This is a genomic window from Streptomyces sp. NPDC007896, from assembly GCF_042959425.1.
Classification (GTDB): Bacteria; Actinomycetota; Actinomycetes; order Streptomycetales; family Streptomycetaceae; genus Streptomyces.
In genome coordinates, this window is record NZ_JBIBKX010000003.1 from 20,486 (window position 1) to 35,372 (window position 14,887).

A 14,887-nucleotide genomic window follows, 5' to 3' on the forward strand; every position below is an offset into this window, starting at 1 on the left:
AGCGGGTCCGAAAGGGGCGTACGGCAGTCTTGTACGCCCCTTTTTTTGTACGGCTTTTTCGTGCGTCTCTTTCGTACGCCTAGTACGCCTCGTGTGCCTTAGTACGTCTCTTTCGTCTTTCGCGCGTCGCTACGCGAGCAGCTCGCCCTCGATGACCGTGACCGCGTGGCCCGTGAGCAGCGTACGGTCGCCGCGCAGCTCGGTGCGGACGAGGCCGGAGCGCGGGGAGGCCTGCAGGCCGGTGAGGCCGGGGCGGCCGAGGCGCTCGGACCAGTAGGGCGCGAGGGCGGTGTGGGCGCTGCCGGTGACCGGGTCCTCGTCGATGCCGATGTTCGGGAAGAAGCAGCGCGAGACGAAGTCGTAGCCCTGGGAGGGGTCTTCGGCGCGGGCGGTCGCGATGATGCCGCGCTCGGAGTACCGGGCGAGGGCCCTGTGGTCGGGGGTGAGTCCCCGGACCGTCTTCTCGTCGGCGACCTCGATCAGCAGGTCGCCGGTGTTCGGGCCGGTGTCGAGGGTCGTGAGCGGCTCGGCGCCCAGGGCCTCGGCGACGCCGTCCGGGACCTCGACCGGGGTGAGCGGAGCGGTGGGGAAGTCCAGCGTCAGGGAACCGTCCTCGTGGGGCGTGGCGATGAGCACGCCGCTGAGCGTGGCGAACCGCACCGGTCCCGTGTGGGCGCCCGTGGTGCGCAGGACGTGTGCGGTGGCGAGGGTCGCGTGCCCGCACATCGCGACCTCGGCGACGGGGGTGAACCAGCGCAGCGCCCAGTCGGCGTCGCCGCCCTCGGGAAGGCGGTGCGCGAACGCCGTCTCCGCGTGGTTGACCTCCAGGGCGATGCTCTGGAGCCGGCTGTCCTCGGGGAAGGTGTCGTGGTCGAGGAGGAGGACCCCGGCCGGGTTGCCCGTGAAGGGACGGTCGGTGAAGGCGTCGACGATTCGAATCCGCATGCCCCGACGCTAGCGGCCCGAGCGGGCCGCGGGACAAGGCCAATTCCGGGGATCTGGACCGGTTGTGGCTGTCCGGCCCCCTGACCTGCCCGGATCCTCGGGTCTTGTCAGGCGAGCTATTCCGATATATCGTTGACGCATCGCGACCGATCAACGAGTGAATGGAGTGATGGCGATGCGTCCCCAAGGACAGGAATTTGGATTCGAACGTGGACATGGCCGGCACGGCGGGCCCGGTCCGCGTGACCGCGGCCGCTTCGAAGGGCGGCGTGGGGCTTTCGGGCCCTTCGGGCCGGGTGGTCCGGGCGGTGGCCCCGGCAGCCCCGGGTTCGGCTTCGGGCCGGGCCCCTGGGGTGGCCGGCGCGGCGGCCGGGGCGGTCCGGGCGGCAGGGCGCGGCGCGGTGACGTACGCGCGTCGATCCTGGCCCTTCTCAAGGACCGGCCCATGCACGGCTACGAGATGATCCAGGAGATCGCCGAGCGCAGTGGCGGGGCATGGAAGCCCAGCCCGGGTTCGGTCTACCCGACCCTCCAGCTGCTGGAGGACGAGGGCCTCATCACCAGCGCGGCCGAGGGGGGCAAGAAGCTGTTCTCGCTCACCGACGAAGGCCGCGCAGCGGCCGAGGCGGGTCCCGAGGCGCCGTGGGAAGAGGCCGGGCGCGGGGTCGACTGGGAGACGCTGCACGAGATCCGGCAGGCCGGCTTCGGTCTCATGGAGGCCTTCGGCCAGGTCTGGAAGACCGGCAGCAAGGACCAGCGCGACAAGGCGCTGGCGGTCATCAACGAAGCCCGCAAGAAGCTGTACCTGATCCTCGCCGACGAGGACTGACGGGCATGCTGTGGTACCTGACGGCGCCCCGTGGAAGTGTTTCCGCGGGGCGCCTGTCGATGTACGGGGGCTGGGTGCGGGCCTCGGGGCAGGTACGGGACTCAGGTCAACAGTCCGGCCAGCTTGCGCAGCGATTCGTTGAGGGCGGCCGTCGCCGAGTCCTTGAGCTTGCCCGCCATCAGCGAGACGGCCGCGCCGGTGAACTCCCCGTCGATCCGCACCGAGGTGGCGTCGCCGTCGGGGGTCAGGGTGTAGCGGGTGGCGACGGTCACCGCCATCGGACCCTTGCCGCGGATGGCCAGGGTGCGGACGGGCTCCAGTTCCTCGATGGTCCACTCGACCTCGGCCGGGAAGCCCATGAGCTTCATGTTCTCCTGGAAGGTGCCGCCGACCTCGAGTGAGGCGGGGCCGCCCTTGGGGAAGTTGGTGTGGGTCGAGTTCCACTCGCCGTACGAGGAGAAGTCCGTGAGCTGCGCCCAGACCTTCTCGGCAGGCGCCTCGACGCGTGCTTCCGCGCTGACTTCGGCCATGCGACCACCCCTTTGTGTCAGGCGCTGCGCCCGGCGCAGCTACGGTGTCGCGGAACGTAGCCCGGGCCCTCGGAACATTCAATACTGATGAACCGTCAGGAATTGTGAAGTCGGCCTGAAGTCAACCCACGTCGAAGCGGCGTGGTTGCGCACGGGGCGTGAGGCAAGGCGGCGCGCGCCCTGAGGGAGAACCTGAGGGAGAAACGGTGCGAAGTCATCCGTGAGGAGGAGAACGTACCCGCGGAAGCCCACCCTGTGTGGGACGTGAAGATGCTGCCCACCGAGGATGACCCGGGTCGCCGGGACTGATGGGGTAGGGGTTGTGCCACCGCGTATCCCCCAGCAACCGGCCGCCGAGAGCGGCTCCCACCGCACGGAACTCGATGCCAGGCTCGCTGCCGAGCTGGCGTCGGTGGTCTCCGGCGCGCGCAGGCGGGCGCTGCGGGACGGCGACCGGCAGATCGACACCGCCCATCTGCTGCACTCACTGCTTGAGGCCGACCCCCAGGTGCGCACCGTCTTCGACGGCGCCCCGCAGGTCGCCCGGCTGCTCGGTTATCTCGTGCAGCGCAGCATCGGCTACGGACTGCGCTGGCAGAGCGGCGTCGAGGACTCGGGGGCGGTTCCGGTCGTCTCCGACGCGGGCTGGTCACCGGTCGTGGCCGAAGCGGGCTGGTCGCCGGTGGCGGCCGGTGCCATGGAGAGCGCGTGCGAGCGTGCCGAACTGCGGGGTGACGAGCGGGCCCGCTGTCTCGATCTGCTCGCCGCGATCGTCACCGATCCGCAGTCGCGGGCCGTCGAGGTCCTGCGGCGGGCCGGTGTGGACGTCCAGACGCTGCTTCTGCGCATCGAGAACGCCTTCGACATCGAGGACGAGTTCGCGTGCGGGTTCCGCCCCGACTTCGAGACGTACGTCGGCGGTGGCGACCAGGGCTGCCGGTCCAAGCGTTGAGACAGGTGTCATTGGGGGTGACGCTCATGTCGTCGCCTGTCATCATGTGGCGGTGCATACCTCTCAGGGCAGTCAGGACAACCGTGGGAAGGGCGTCGGGCTGGGCCTCGCGCTCGCGTCGGCGGTCGCCTTCGGCGGATCGGGTGTCGCGGCGAAGCCGCTGATCGAGGCGGGACTCGACCCGCTCCACGTGGTGTGGCTGCGGGTCGCGGGCGCCGCCCTGGTGATGCTGCCCCTGGCCGTGCGCCATCGCGCTCTCGTACGACGGCGCCCCGCGCTGCTCGTCGGGTTCGGACTGCTCGCCGTGGCGGGCGTCCAGGCCTGCTACTTCGCCGCGATCTCCCGTATCCCCGTCGGTGTCGCACTGCTCGTCGAGTACCTCGCGCCGGCGCTCGTGCTCGGCTGGGTGCGGTTTGTGCAGCGCCGGCCCGTGACACGCGCCGCGGCGCTCGGGGTCGTCCTCGCGGTCGGCGGGCTCGCCTGTGTCGTCCAGGTGTGGTCCGGGCTGAGCTTCGACGCCGTCGGGCTGCTGCTCGCGCTGGGCGCCGCCTGCTGCCAGGTCGGCTACTTCGTCCTGTCCGACCAGGGCAGCGACGCGGGCGAGGAGGCACCGGACCCGCTCGGCGTCATCGCGTACGGCCTGCTCGTCGGCACCCTCGTGCTGACGGTCGTCGCACATCCCTGGACCATGGACTGGTCGGTGCTCGGGGGCAGCGCGGACATGAACGGCACATCCGTCGCCGCCTCCCTGCTGCTCGGCTGGATCGTGCTGATCGCGACCGTCGTCGCCTACGTCACCGGAGTGCTCTCCGTGCGCAGGCTCTCCCCGCAGGTCGCGGGCGTAGTGGCCTGCCTGGAGGCGGTCATCGCGACCGTTCTCGCCTGGGTCCTGCTCGGTGAGCATCTCGCGGCGCCGCAGATCCTCGGCGGCGCTGTGGTGCTGGTCGGCGCGTTCATCGCACAGTCGTCGGCGCCCGCGAAGCCCTCGGACGGGCCGGTCGCGAGCGGCGGGAGCGACGCCGGGAGGGAGTTGTCGGTCCACGGGACCGCCGTCTAAGGTGCTGACCATGCCTTCGACGCTCGTTCTGCCGCCTCCGGCCGCCTGAGGCGGGCCCTCCGGAGTTCCCACCCGGCCTGATGCCGGGTGCACGGCGCTGCCCGCAGAAGAAGTCCGAGGACCTTCCCGTACGCCCCTGCCCGCTGGGCACGGGCTGCGACGTGGTCCTTCCCGAACTTCAGCGCGGCTGCCTTGTGCGCGGCCGCGCGTATCCGCGGAGACAAACACGTGTCGCATGCTGCTTCCGGCCTGCCCCTCGGGCGAGGCCTCCTCTATCTGATCGTCGCCGGTGCCGCCTGGGGCACCGCGGGCGCGGCCGCGTCACTGGTCTACCGGGCCAGTGACATGGGGCCGATCGCCCTCTCCTTCTGGCGCTGCGCGGGCGGACTCGTGCTGCTGCTCGCCGTGCGTCTGCCGCGGCACCGGCGGTGGCGCCGACGGGTCGCGCCGACCGCCGGGGAGCCGCTCGGCCGCAAGGCCCTGCGGATCGGTGTCACGGGCCTTGGGCTCGCCGTCTTCCAGACCGCCTACTTCGCCGCCGTCGAGGCCACCGGACTCGCGGTGGCGACCGTCGTCAGCCTGGGCGCCGGGCCCGTGCTCATCGCCCTCGGCGCGCGACTGACCCTGGGGGAGCGGCTCGGGCGCGGCGGGAGCGCCGCGGTCGCCGGGGCACTCGGCGGGCTCGGGGTGCTCGCGCTGGGCGCCGGAGGCGCCACGGTGCGGCCCTGGGGTGTGGTGCTCGCGGTCGTGTCCGCGGCCGGATACTCCACGATGACGCTGCTCACCCGGTGGTGGGGACGCGACGGCCGCGTCGACGGCTCCGGTACGACGGTGTGGACGTTCGCCGTCACCACGGTCTGCCTGCTGCCGCTGGGCCTGGCCGAGGGGCTGGTCCCGCACACCGCCCGACCGGCTCACGTGCTGGCCCTGCTGATCTACATCGCCGCCGTCCCCACGGCGCTGGCCTACGCCCTGTTCTTCGCGGGCGCCGCCGTGGTCCGGTCCGCGACCGTCTCCGTGATCATGCTCCTGGAGCCGGTGAGCGCGGCCGTGCTGGCCGTCGGCCTGCTCGGCGAACGGCTGACCATGACGACGCTCGCGGGCACCCTGTTGATGCTGGGTTCCGTCGCGGGGCTCGCGGTGGCCGAGACGCGGGGCATTCGGGGCGACACCCGGAGGGCGCCCGAGGAGGAACGGGCGCTCGTCTGAGGCATGACGCAGGTATGAGGCATGAGGCCGAGGCACCGGGGGGATCCCGCGCGGTGCCTCGGCTGCCTCGGCGTCACAGGGTCGCGAGGTAGTCGGGGAGCTCGATGCCGGGGGCCAGGTCGTCGGCGGGGATCGGGGTGCCGTGTCCCTTGGTGAGGGGGACGACCCCGGTCCAGTGGGGGAGGGCGAGGTCCTCCGCGTCGTCGTTCGGGCCGCCGGTGCGCAGCTTCGCGGAGACCTCGTTCAGGTCGAGGCGGATCACGGCGGTGGCGGCGAGCTCCTTGGCGTTGGCAGGGCGCGAGTCGTACGAACGGCCGGGGACGACCTGGTCGACCAGCGCGTCCAGGGCCTCCCGCTTCTCGTCCGGGTCCGTCACCTGGTGGGCGATGCCGTGCACCACCACGGAGCGGTAGTTCATCGAGTGGTGGAAGGCGGAGCGGGCCAGGACCAAACCGTCGACATGGGTCACGGTCAGGCAGACGGGCAGTCCGGGGTCGGCCTGACCGGTCATCCGCAGCGGGCGCGAACCCGTCGAGCCGTGTACGTAGAGGCGCTCGCCGACCCGCCCGTAGAGGGTGGGGAGCACGACCGGGGCGCCGTCCCGGACGAAGCCGAGGTGGCAGACGTACCCCTCGTCGAGTATCGCGTGGACCAGCTCGTGGTCGTAGGCGGCACGCTCCTTGGAACGGGTGGGGACGGTGCGGTCGGTCGGGGTGTAGGCGGCGGGCCGCGTCGTCCCGGGCTGAGTGCTCGTCTCCGACATTGCGCTCTCCATTGCACTAGTGCATAATCTTCTTTGTGCTAGGAGAGTATCGGATCGAAGGGCGTCGCGCAGCAGACATTTCCGCGAGCGTCGAGCGTGCGGTGGGCAGCGGGGACCTCGAGCCGGGGCAACTGCTTCCGCCGATGCGGGAGTTGGCGGAGCGGCTCGGGGTGAATCCCAATACCGTCGCCGCCGCCTATCGCACCCTGCGCGAACGCGGGGTGATCGAGACCGCGGGGCGGCGGGGCAGCCGGATCCGCTCGAAGCCCGCCACGACGGGACGCGACTACATCCGGGTCGAGGTGCCGGAGGGCGTGCGGAACGTGGCCGACGGCAACCCCGACCCGGCACTGCTGCCCGCCCTCGCCGAGGCGTTCGCGGCGGCGGCGGGACGGTCGGACCGGGATCCCGTGATGTACGGGGAGGCCGCGGTCGAGGCGGAGCTGGAGCGGCTCGCGCGCGCCGACCTCGACGCCGACGGCGTGCCCGACGGGCCCGTCGTCGTCACCTCCGGATCGCTCGACGCCATCGAGCGCGTGCTGGCGGCCCATCTCAAGCCCGGGGACGCCGTCGCCGTCGAGGATCCCGGGTGGGGCAGCGTGTTCGACCTCGCCCCGGCGCTCGGGCTGCGCACGGTCCCGGTGCGCGTCGACGACGAGGGCCCGGTCCCCGACGACGTACGCCATGCCCTGGAGGCCGGTGCCCGCGCGCTGATCGTCACGGACCGGGCGCAGAACCCGACCGGCGCCGCGGTCGGCGCCCCCCGCGCGCGTGCCCTGCGTTCCGTGCTGAAGGAGCACCCGGACGTCCTGCTCGTCGAGGACGACCACGGGCACCGGATCGTCGACCTGCCGCTGCACCCCCTGGCCGGGGTGACCCGCGACTGGGCCTTCGTGCGCTCCGTCGCCAAGGCCTACGGCCCCGACCTGCGGCTCGCCGTCCTCACCGGGGACCCCGTCACCATGGACCGGGTGCACGGGCGGCAGCGGCTGGGGCCCGGCTGGGTGAGCCATCTGCTGCAACGGGCGGTCGTGCACCTGTGGGCGAACGGCGCGGTGGACGTGACGTCCGTTTCGGCGGCGTACGGGCGGCGCCGGGACGCGCTGATCGACGCCCTGAAGCGGCGTGGCATCGAGGCGTACGGGCGCAGCGGGATGAACGTGTGGATCCCCGTCCCGGACGAGACGGGGGCGGTCGCGCGGTTGCTGCACGCCGGCTGGGCGGTCGCGCCCGGGGCGCGCTTCCGGATGAGCGCGCCGCCCGGGATACGGATCACCGTCTCGACTCTGACGCCGGACGACATCGAGCCGTTGGCGGACGCCGTCGCCTCCGCCGTCGGACCGGCGCCCGTGCGTGGGTACGTGTGAGTCGGTCCGTTCGCGGTTGCGTGCGGTTACGTGTGAGTCGGGTCCGTACGTCCTGAGGGCGCGGTCAGCGGCGCGGCCCGGCCTGGGTGAGTGCCGCGCCGGCGAGGACGATCACCGCGCCGACCGGCGTCGACCAGCTCAGCGACTCGCCGAGGATCGCGACGCCCGCGGCGGTGGCGATCACCGGGATGAAGTACGTGACCATCTGGGCCGTCGTCGGGCCGACCTCGGCGACGATGCCGTACTGGACGAGCATGGCCAGACCCGTGCCGAGGGCCCCCAGGGCGGCGATCGCGAGCAGCGGGACGACCGGGAAGTGGCTCGGCAGTGCGGTGAACAGCGGGGTGACGAGGGCCAGTTGGGCGGTGGCGAGCAGCAGTTGGGCGCCGGTCATCGACAGATGCGAGTGGCCGGTGCCGGCCAGGGTGCGGCGTACGTAGATCCAGCCGATCGGGTAGCTCAGCGAGGCCAGCAGGGCCATCGCCGTGCCCGTGGCGTCCAGGCCGTGGAAGCCCTGCCGGATGCCGAGGACCGTCAGGACGCCGAGAAAGCCGATGCCGAGACCGGCGACCCTGCGCCGGGTCGGACGGTCCTCGGAGAGGGCGACCAGGGACAGGGCCATGCCCCACAGGGGTGAGGTCGCGTTGCAGATGCCCGCGAGCGTGGACGGGATCGTCAGCTCGGAGTACGCGAAGAGCGAGAACGGCAGCGCGTTGAGCAGGAAGGCCGCGACCGCGAGATGACCCCAGGTGCCGGCCCCGCGCGGCAGCCGCTCCCGCTTCACCGCCATCGCCGCCGCGAGCACCGCCGTCCCGAACAGCAGCCGTCCGAAGGTGACTTGGAACGGCGCGTAGCCCTCCGTGCCGACCTTGATGAGCAGGAAGCTGAAACCCCAGATCAGCGAGAGGGCGCCGAAGCGGATCCGCCAGTCGAGGGCGGTGCGACGGCGTGGGGTCGTGGCGGTCGGGGTGTCGGTTCGCGGAGTGGTCACGGCGCTCATGGACGTAACGATGAGGCAGACGATCTCGTAGCACAAGCGAGATTTTTCGAGCAGTATCTCGTAGAATTACTTACATGTTGAATCTGGAGCGTCTGCGCACCCTCGACGCCCTCGCCCGGCACGGTTCGGTGAGCGGCGCGGCCGAGGGGCTGCACGTCACGACGTCGGCCGTCTCCCAGCAGATGTCCAAGCTGGAGCGCGAGGTGGGGCAGCAGCTGCTCGCCAAGAACGGGCGCGGGGTGCGTCTGACGGATGCCGGGCGGCTGCTCGCCGACCATGCCGCGCGCATCCTGTCGCAGGTCGAGCTCGCCCAGTCCGACCTGGAGGCCCAGCGCGGTCAGGTCGTCGGTGAGCTGCGGCTCTCCGCCTTTCCGACCGCCGCGCGCGGGCTGTTCCCCACCGCGCTCGCCGCGCTGCGCGCCGAGCACCCCGGGCTGCGGGTGCGCTCCAGTGAGCTGGAGCCCGAGGCCGGGGTCGCCGGAGTGATCAGGGGTGACCTCGATCTGGCGGTGGTGCTCGACTGGTACAACAAGCCGATGCCCCTGCCCGACGGCCTGGTCAAGGCCCCGATCCTCGACGACCCGGCCGACGTGGCGATGCCGGTGGGCCATCGGCTCGCGGACCGCGCGGAGGTCGACCTCGGCGACTTCGCCCACGACGAGTGGATCACCTGGGGCGAGGGTGAGTTCTGCCACGAGTGGCTGATGTTCACCCTGCGCTCCAAGGGCGTCGAGCCGCACATCGGCCACCGCGCCGCCGAAACGCACACCCAGCTCGGGCTGGTCGCCGCGGGGCTCGGTGTCTGCATCGCGCCGCTGCTCGGGCGCCATCCGATGCCGGACGGAGTCGTCACGGTGCCGCTGCGGCAGGCCGTCCGGCGGCATGTCTACGTGATCTGGCGCGCGGACGCCGACCGCCGCCCGTCGATCAGAGCGGCGGTGGCGGCGCTGCGGGCGGCGGGGGAGAGCATCGGCTGAGCGCCCACCTGGGCGGTGACGGGGCGGCTCGGGCGAGTCCGACAGCGGGGACTGGCCCGTGATGCCGGTGTCCGAGGCGGCCGGCGGACGTCTTGCGGTGGGGGAGCTCGCGGACGCCTCGCGGTGGCCGGGGCTTGCCCCGGGGAAGCTCTGCGGCGCTGTCTCCTCACGAGGTTCTTCGGTGACGCGGCCTCGCGAGGTTCTGCGCAGGCCGGCGGCTGCCTCCGTAGCGCCGTCGCCCCGCAGAAGGTCCGCAGTGCTCCCGCCTCGTGGAGGGTCCGCAGTGCTCCCGCCTCGCTGAGGGTCCGTGGTGCCGTCGGCTCGTGAGGTGCTCTGGCGGCGGCCGGGATCGCCCGAGTTCTAGAGCGGCGGCAGCTTGCGGAAGTCCCAGGAGGCGATGGCTGTCGGCGTCAGCCGGGCCCACGCGTGGCGGCCGTCGTGCGGCATTTCCTCCAGGCCGAAGTTCTTGCGGGCGAACAAGGTCTCGGGGACGTCGAGTTCGGCGCACAGCTCCCCGGTGCGGGGGACCTCGCCCACGAACTCCACCGTGCCGGACAGCTCGACGCCGCGCAGCTCCCCGTACTCCTCGCCGGTGTCGATCACCACCGCGACCCGCGGGTCGCGGCTCAGCTCCGTCCAGCGCTTGCTGCGTACCACGGAGTACAGCCACAGCGAGGTGCCGTCCCAGACGAACCAGAGCGCGCTCACGTGCGGGGTGCCGTCCTTCGACACCGTGGCGACGCGGCAGGTGCGCTGGGTGGTGAGGAACTCGTCCAGCTCGCCGGGCGTCATCATGATCTTCCGACCCCTGCGCTGAGTGACGGTCATGCGGTCACCTCTTCTTTCATGTCGACCTGATGCGTCGATCTTCTGCGTCGACAGAGATCCTCTGACGGTGCGTCAGAAAAGCATGGGCCGTCTTCCGTCCGTGCGCAATGCTCGTTACGCTCGCCCGCCCGACCCTCGACGACAAGGGGAGTCATGCCGTCGCATGAACAGCTCAGCACACTCCTCGACCCGGACGGCACCGTTCTGCTCACCGTGGAGTGCCAGCAGGGCGTCGTCGGCCCGGACAGCGCACTGCCCGAACTCGCCAAGGAGGCCCGGTCGTCGGGGGCGCTCGCGAACGTAGCCCGGCTGGTGGCCGGCGCCCACCGCGGTGGCGTCCAGGTGATCCACGCGATCGCCGAACGACGGCCCGACGGGCGGGGCGCCAACCGCAACGCCCGCCTGTTCCGCGCGGCCGAACGGCTGCCCGTGCACCAGCTGTCGGGCACCACCGCGGTCCGCGTCGCGCCGCCGATCGAGGTCGCCGAAGAGGACTTCGTCGTACGCCGCCTGCACGGCCTGTCCCCGCTCGCGGGCACCGACGTCGACGCGCTGCTGCGCAACCTGGGCTGCCGCACCCTCATCGTGACCGGAGTCTCCGCCAACGTGGCCGTCCCCAACACCGTGTTCGACGCCGTGAACCGCGGCTACACCGCCGTGGTGCCCGCGGACGCCATCGCGGGGGTGCCCTCCGACTACACCCCCGCGATGATCCGCAACACGCTCGCCCTGGTCGCCACGATCACGGCGACCGACGACGTGCTGGCCTGCTTCGAGCGGCCGCGCCGCTGAGGCGCGGCCCCTGCCGCGTCACGCGAGCTTGATCGAGTCCCCGTCCACGGTGATCTTGGCGGCGGCCAGCGGCTGCGTCGCGGGCCCCTTCTTCACGCTGCCGTCGGTCGCGGAGAACTGGCTGTTGTGACACGGGCAGGTGATCACGTTGTCGGCGATGCCCTTCACCGCACAGCCCTGGTGGGTGCACTTGGAGGAGAAGGCCTTGTAGGTGCCCGCGATCGGCTGGGTGACGACGACGCCCTGGGACGCGAAGACCTTGCCGCCGCCTTCCGGGATGTCGGTGGTCTTCGCGAGGACCGTGCCGCCCGCGTTCCCCGCCGTGGCGTTGTCGCCCCCGCCCGTACCCCCGCTGCTCGCGCTCGCACCGGAGCCGGAGTTGGAGCTGGTGGAGTCGGAGGACTTGTTGTCCGACCCGCACGCGGTCAGCGCGACGGCGAGTCCCGCCGTGCCGACCGCCGCCACGACGGTGCGGCGGGCCGGGGCCGGAACGGGGTGAAGCGATTCGCTGGTCATGCTGACATTCCCTTCAACGGACGTGATGGTGATCCGTACAGAGGTACGGTCCGCCCGTGTGCCCTGTTCAGGAGCTGAGGACTTCTTGACCGAATCGACAGCGGTTCGACAGCCGCGCCGACCTGCTCGGGACATCGCCGCCGCGGGCGCCCACGGGTCGCCTCCGGTGGCCGTGACCACCCCAGTAGCCTGGGGCGATGCTCAAGGAAGTCATCGTGACCCGCTACATCACGCCGCTGCGTGAGGGCGGCTCGCTGCCGGGGCTCGTCGAGGCCGACGATCTCGGGACGTACGTCATGAAGTTCACCGGCGCGGGGCAGGGGCGCAAGACGCTCGTCGCGGAGGTCGTCTGCGGTGAACTCGCCCGCCGGCTCGGCCTGCGCGTGCCCGGCCTGGTGACACTCGGCCTCGACCCGGTCCTGGGGCTCGGGGAGCCGGACCAGGAAGTGCAGGAGCTGCTCAAGTCGAGCGGCGGGCCGAACCTCGGGATGGACTTCCTGCCCGGCGCGATCGGCTTCGACTCCCTCGCCTTCGCGGTGAGCGCCGAGGAGGCCGGGCGGATCGTCTGGTTCGACGCGCTGGTCAACAACGTCGACCGCTCCTGGCGCAACCCCAATCTGCTGATGTGGCACGGCGACCTGTGGCTCATCGACCACGGCGCCACCATGATCTGGCACCACCACTGGCCGGGCGCGGCGACCTCCGCGGCCAAGCCCTACGACGCCTCCGACCACGCGCTCGCGCCCTTCGGCCCGGACATCGCCTCCGCCGCGGCCGAGCTGGCGCCACTGGTGACCGAGGACCTGCTGGCCGAGGTGACCGCGGAGATCCCCGACGCGTGGCTGGCCGACGAACCCGGCTTCGACTCGCCGGACGCCCTCCGGCGTGCCTACGCGCAGCCACTGCTGGCGCGCGCCGGTGTGATCGAGGGGCGTATCAAAGGCTTCGAGGGGGACAAGTGAGCGAGCGGGACGTCTTCGAGTACGCGCTGCTGCGCGTGGTGCCGCGGATCGAGCGCGGCGAGTGCTTCAACGCGGGCGTACTGGTGTACTGCCGCGCCAAATCCTTCGTCGGGGTACGCACCCATCTGGACGAGACCAAGCTGCTGGCCCTGGACCCGGAGGCCGACGTGGCCGGTGTACGGGCCGCGCTGGGGGCGGTCGAGGGGGTCTGTGCGGGTGGTAAAGCGGCAGGTCAGGCCGCTGGCGACGATGCCGGGCGGCGCTTTCGCTGGCTGATCGCGCCCCGTTCGACGGTCGTGCAGCCGGGGCCCGTGCACACCGGACTCACCGCCGATCCGCAGGCGGAGACGGAGCGGTTGCTCCAGTTGCTGGTCAGGTAATGGATCACACCCGCGTGGTGTGCCGTTGACACCGGGTGCCAGGGCTTCTAGCGTCACGTCTACCGAAGGTACTAAGCGGTCGCTCACCGGACGGGCGTACCGTGTGAGCCGCAAGACATTCCGCCGCAGGACATTCCACCGCAGGGCATTTCAAGCCGCAGGGCTTTTCAAGGGCGAGGAGAACCAGCAATGTCCACCACTGAGCAGCGCGTCGCCGTAGTCACCGGTGCCGCGCGCGGCATCGGCGCCGCGACCGCCGTACGACTGGCCGCAGAGGGCCGCGCCGTCGCGGTGATCGACCTCGACGAGGCCGCGTGCAAGGACACCGTCGAGAAGATCACCGCCGCCGGTGGCAAGGCCATCGCGGTCGGCTGCGACGTCTCCGACGAGGCCCAGGTCGAGGCCGCGGTCGCGCGGATCGCCGAGGAGCTCGGTGCGCCGACCGTCCTGGTGAACAACGCGGGCGTGCTCCGCGACAACCTGCTGTTCAAGATGGCCGCGTCCGACTGGGACACGGTCATGAACGTGCACCTGCGCGGCGCCTTCCTGATGGCCAAGGCCTGCCAGAAGTACATGGTGGACGCCAAGTTCGGCCGGATCGTCAACCTGTCGTCGTCCTCGGCGCTCGGCAACCGCGGCCAGGCCAACTACTCCGCCGCCAAGGCCGGTCTCCAGGGCCTCACCAAGACCCTCGCCATCGAGCTCGGCAAGTTCGGCGTCACCGCCAACGCCGTCGCGCCCGGCTTCATCGCCACCGACATGACGGCGGCCACCGCCGAGCGCGTCGGCATGGGCTTCGAGGACTTCCAGGCCGCCGCCGCCACCCAGATCCCCGTGCAGCGCGTCGGCAACCCCGACGACATCGCCAACGCGATCGCCTTCTTCACCGGCGAGGCCGCCGGATTCGTCTCCGGCCAGGTCCTGTACGTGGCCGGCGGACCGCTCAACTGACGCCGGAGGGCACGACATGACCACACTCCCCGAACTCTCCGGCAAGGTCGCGCTCATCACGGGCGCGAGCCGCGGCATCGGCTACGGCATCGCGGAGGCCCTCGTCGCGCGCGGTGACCGCGTGTGCATCACGGGCCGCAACGAGGACGCCCTGAAGGAGGCCGTCGAGGCACTCGGTGCCGACCGCGTCATCGGCGTCGCCGGCAAGGCGCACGACCTGGCCCACCAGGCCACGGTCGTCGAGCGCACCATGGAGGCCTTCGGCCGCGTCGACTACCTGGTCAACAACGCCGGAACGAACCCCGTGTTCGGCCCGATGGCCGACCTGGACCTGGACGTGGCACGCAAGGTCTTCGAGACCAACGTCGTCTCGGCGCTCGGGTTCGCCCAGCTGACCTGGAAGGCCTGGCAGAGCGAGAACGGCGGCGCGATCGTCAACATCGCGTCCGTCGCCGGCCTCGCGCCCTCGCCCTTCATCGGCGCGTACGGCATGAGCAAGGCCGCCATGATCAACCTGACCGTGCAGCTGGCGCACGAGTTCGCGCCCAAGGTACGGGTCAACGCGATCGCGCCCGCCGTCGTGAAGACCAAGTTCGCGCAGGCCCTGTACGAGGGCCGGGAGGCGGAGGCGGCCGCGTCCTACCCGCTCGGCCGGCTCGGTGTGCCCTCCGACATCGGGGGCGCCGCCGCCTTCCTCACCTCGACGCAGTCGGACTGGATCACCGGTCAGACCCTCGTCGTCGACGGCGGCATCTTCCTGAACGCCGGAGTGGGCTGACCGGAGCCCCGAGACGGGACGAACGGAGCATCGACGCGGGCGCTGATGGAC

17 protein-coding genes are annotated in these 14,887 nt (G+C 71.5%); 11 read left to right on the forward strand and 6 right to left on the reverse strand.

What is annotated here, in order from left to right:
• Window positions 1-129 precede the first annotated feature (129 nt).
• A complete protein-coding gene (locus ACFZDJ_RS11255; RefSeq protein WP_391057917.1) occupies window positions 130-945 on the reverse strand; it encodes a PhzF family phenazine biosynthesis isomerase in 816 nt (271 codons plus the stop codon).
• 175 nt (window positions 946-1,120) lie between these two features.
• Between ACFZDJ_RS11255 and ACFZDJ_RS11260 the strand changes: the two genes are divergently transcribed.
• Window positions 1,121-1,774: a helix-turn-helix transcriptional regulator gene (locus ACFZDJ_RS11260; RefSeq protein WP_391057920.1), complete on the forward strand. Its 654-nt coding sequence runs from the start codon at window positions 1,121-1,123 to the stop codon at window positions 1,772-1,774.
• A 101-nt stretch (window positions 1,775-1,875) separates the two neighbouring features.
• Here the strand turns inward: ACFZDJ_RS11260 and ACFZDJ_RS11265 are convergent, their stop codons facing one another.
• Complete coding sequence (locus tag ACFZDJ_RS11265) at window positions 1,876-2,304, reverse strand: SRPBCC family protein (RefSeq protein WP_384907933.1); 429 nt, start codon at window positions 2,302-2,304, stop codon at window positions 1,876-1,878.
• Between the two features lie 322 nt (window positions 2,305-2,626).
• On the opposite strand from ACFZDJ_RS11265, the gene ACFZDJ_RS11270 reads away from it, so the two are divergent.
• The 3 genes from ACFZDJ_RS11270 (at window position 2,627) to ACFZDJ_RS11280 (ending at window position 5,522) form a co-directional block, all read left to right on the forward strand.
• Entirely contained in the window at window positions 2,627-3,256 is a 630-nt protein-coding gene (locus ACFZDJ_RS11270; RefSeq protein WP_391057923.1) for a Clp protease N-terminal domain-containing protein, read from the forward strand.
• A 46-nt stretch (window positions 3,257-3,302) separates the two neighbouring features.
• The gene (locus ACFZDJ_RS11275; protein ID WP_391057925.1) at window positions 3,303-4,313 is read left to right on the forward strand and encodes an EamA family transporter; all 1,011 of its coding nucleotides are present in this window, start codon (window positions 3,303-3,305) and stop codon (window positions 4,311-4,313) included.
• Window positions 4,314-4,541: 228 nt separating this feature from the next.
• Window positions 4,542-5,522, forward strand: coding sequence for an EamA family transporter (locus ACFZDJ_RS11280; RefSeq protein ID WP_391057928.1), 981 nt, complete (start codon window positions 4,542-4,544; stop codon window positions 5,520-5,522).
• 73 nt (window positions 5,523-5,595) lie between these two features.
• Here the strand turns inward: ACFZDJ_RS11280 and ACFZDJ_RS11285 are convergent, their stop codons facing one another.
• Complete coding sequence (locus ACFZDJ_RS11285) at window positions 5,596-6,285, reverse strand: pyridoxamine 5'-phosphate oxidase family protein (protein ID WP_225900241.1); 690 nt, start codon at window positions 6,283-6,285, stop codon at window positions 5,596-5,598.
• 35 nt (window positions 6,286-6,320) lie between these two features.
• Here ACFZDJ_RS11285 and ACFZDJ_RS11290 point away from each other — a divergent pair, with 35 nt between their 5' ends.
• The gene (locus ACFZDJ_RS11290; RefSeq protein ID WP_390937081.1) at window positions 6,321-7,652 is read left to right on the forward strand and encodes an aminotransferase class I/II-fold pyridoxal phosphate-dependent enzyme; all 1,332 of its coding nucleotides are present in this window, start codon (window positions 6,321-6,323) and stop codon (window positions 7,650-7,652) included.
• Between the two features lie 64 nt (window positions 7,653-7,716).
• On the opposite strand, the gene ACFZDJ_RS11295 is transcribed toward ACFZDJ_RS11290, so the two are convergent.
• Window positions 7,717-8,652, reverse strand: coding sequence for an EamA family transporter (locus ACFZDJ_RS11295; protein WP_391057930.1), 936 nt, complete (start codon window positions 8,650-8,652; stop codon window positions 7,717-7,719).
• A gap of 74 nt (window positions 8,653-8,726) precedes the next feature.
• Between ACFZDJ_RS11295 and ACFZDJ_RS11300 the strand changes: the two genes are divergently transcribed.
• The gene (locus tag ACFZDJ_RS11300; protein WP_384907922.1) at window positions 8,727-9,629 is read left to right on the forward strand and encodes a LysR family transcriptional regulator; all 903 of its coding nucleotides are present in this window, start codon (window positions 8,727-8,729) and stop codon (window positions 9,627-9,629) included.
• A 360-nt stretch (window positions 9,630-9,989) separates the two neighbouring features.
• On the opposite strand, the gene ACFZDJ_RS11305 is transcribed toward ACFZDJ_RS11300, so the two are convergent.
• Entirely contained in the window at window positions 9,990-10,457 is a 468-nt protein-coding gene (locus ACFZDJ_RS11305) for a pyridoxamine 5'-phosphate oxidase family protein (protein WP_101407952.1), read from the reverse strand.
• Window positions 10,458-10,610: 153 nt separating this feature from the next.
• Here ACFZDJ_RS11305 and ACFZDJ_RS11310 point away from each other — a divergent pair, with 153 nt between their 5' ends.
• Entirely contained in the window at window positions 10,611-11,249 is a 639-nt protein-coding gene (locus tag ACFZDJ_RS11310; RefSeq protein ID WP_391057933.1) for an isochorismatase family protein, read from the forward strand.
• Window positions 11,250-11,267: 18 nt separating this feature from the next.
• On the opposite strand, the gene ACFZDJ_RS11315 is transcribed toward ACFZDJ_RS11310, so the two are convergent.
• Window positions 11,268-11,765, reverse strand: coding sequence for a Rieske 2Fe-2S domain-containing protein (locus ACFZDJ_RS11315; RefSeq protein WP_391057936.1), 498 nt, complete (start codon window positions 11,763-11,765; stop codon window positions 11,268-11,270).
• 197 nt (window positions 11,766-11,962) lie between these two features.
• On the opposite strand from ACFZDJ_RS11315, the gene ACFZDJ_RS11320 reads away from it, so the two are divergent.
• From ACFZDJ_RS11320 to ACFZDJ_RS11335, 4 genes are all read left to right on the forward strand, one after another.
• Entirely contained in the window at window positions 11,963-12,727 is a 765-nt protein-coding gene (locus ACFZDJ_RS11320) for a HipA family kinase (protein ID WP_168507084.1), read from the forward strand.
• Window positions 12,724-13,107 (forward strand): DUF3037 domain-containing protein, encoded by a 384-nt coding sequence (locus tag ACFZDJ_RS11325; protein ID WP_168507082.1) that lies wholly within the window; start codon window positions 12,724-12,726, stop codon window positions 13,105-13,107. Before ACFZDJ_RS11320 ends, ACFZDJ_RS11325 begins: the two co-directional genes overlap by 4 nt.
• A gap of 189 nt (window positions 13,108-13,296) precedes the next feature.
• A complete protein-coding gene (gene fabG, locus ACFZDJ_RS11330; RefSeq protein ID WP_099923884.1) occupies window positions 13,297-14,058 on the forward strand; it encodes a 3-oxoacyl-ACP reductase FabG in 762 nt (253 codons plus the stop codon).
• A gap of 16 nt (window positions 14,059-14,074) precedes the next feature.
• Window positions 14,075-14,836: an SDR family oxidoreductase gene (locus ACFZDJ_RS11335; protein WP_384907859.1), complete on the forward strand. Its 762-nt coding sequence runs from the start codon at window positions 14,075-14,077 to the stop codon at window positions 14,834-14,836.
• Window positions 14,837-14,887 lie beyond the last annotated feature (51 nt).

Coding starts and splice junctions, on each gene's coding strand:
- ACFZDJ_RS11335 (WP_384907859.1), top strand. CDS start 14,075: ATGACCACACTCCCCGAACTCTCCGGCAAGGTCGCGCTCATCACGGGC.
- ACFZDJ_RS11295 (WP_391057930.1), bottom strand. CDS start 8,652: ATGAGCGCCGTGACCACTCCGCGAACCGACACCCCGACCGCCACGACC.
- ACFZDJ_RS11310 (WP_391057933.1), top strand. CDS start 10,611: ATGCCGTCGCATGAACAGCTCAGCACACTCCTCGACCCGGACGGCACC.
- fabG (WP_099923884.1), top strand. CDS start 13,297: ATGTCCACCACTGAGCAGCGCGTCGCCGTAGTCACCGGTGCCGCGCGC.
- ACFZDJ_RS11305 (WP_101407952.1), bottom strand. CDS start 10,457: ATGACCGTCACTCAGCGCAGGGGTCGGAAGATCATGATGACGCCCGGC.
- ACFZDJ_RS11255 (WP_391057917.1), bottom strand. CDS start 945: ATGCGGATTCGAATCGTCGACGCCTTCACCGACCGTCCCTTCACGGGC.
- ACFZDJ_RS11285 (WP_225900241.1), bottom strand. CDS start 6,285: ATGTCGGAGACGAGCACTCAGCCCGGGACGACGCGGCCCGCCGCCTAC.
- ACFZDJ_RS11300 (WP_384907922.1), top strand. CDS start 8,727: ATGTTGAATCTGGAGCGTCTGCGCACCCTCGACGCCCTCGCCCGGCAC.
- ACFZDJ_RS11315 (WP_391057936.1), bottom strand. CDS start 11,765: ATGACCAGCGAATCGCTTCACCCCGTTCCGGCCCCGGCCCGCCGCACC.
- ACFZDJ_RS11260 (WP_391057920.1), top strand. CDS start 1,121: ATGCGTCCCCAAGGACAGGAATTTGGATTCGAACGTGGACATGGCCGG.
- ACFZDJ_RS11320 (WP_168507084.1), top strand. CDS start 11,963: ATGCTCAAGGAAGTCATCGTGACCCGCTACATCACGCCGCTGCGTGAG.
- ACFZDJ_RS11265 (WP_384907933.1), bottom strand. CDS start 2,304: ATGGCCGAAGTCAGCGCGGAAGCACGCGTCGAGGCGCCTGCCGAGAAG.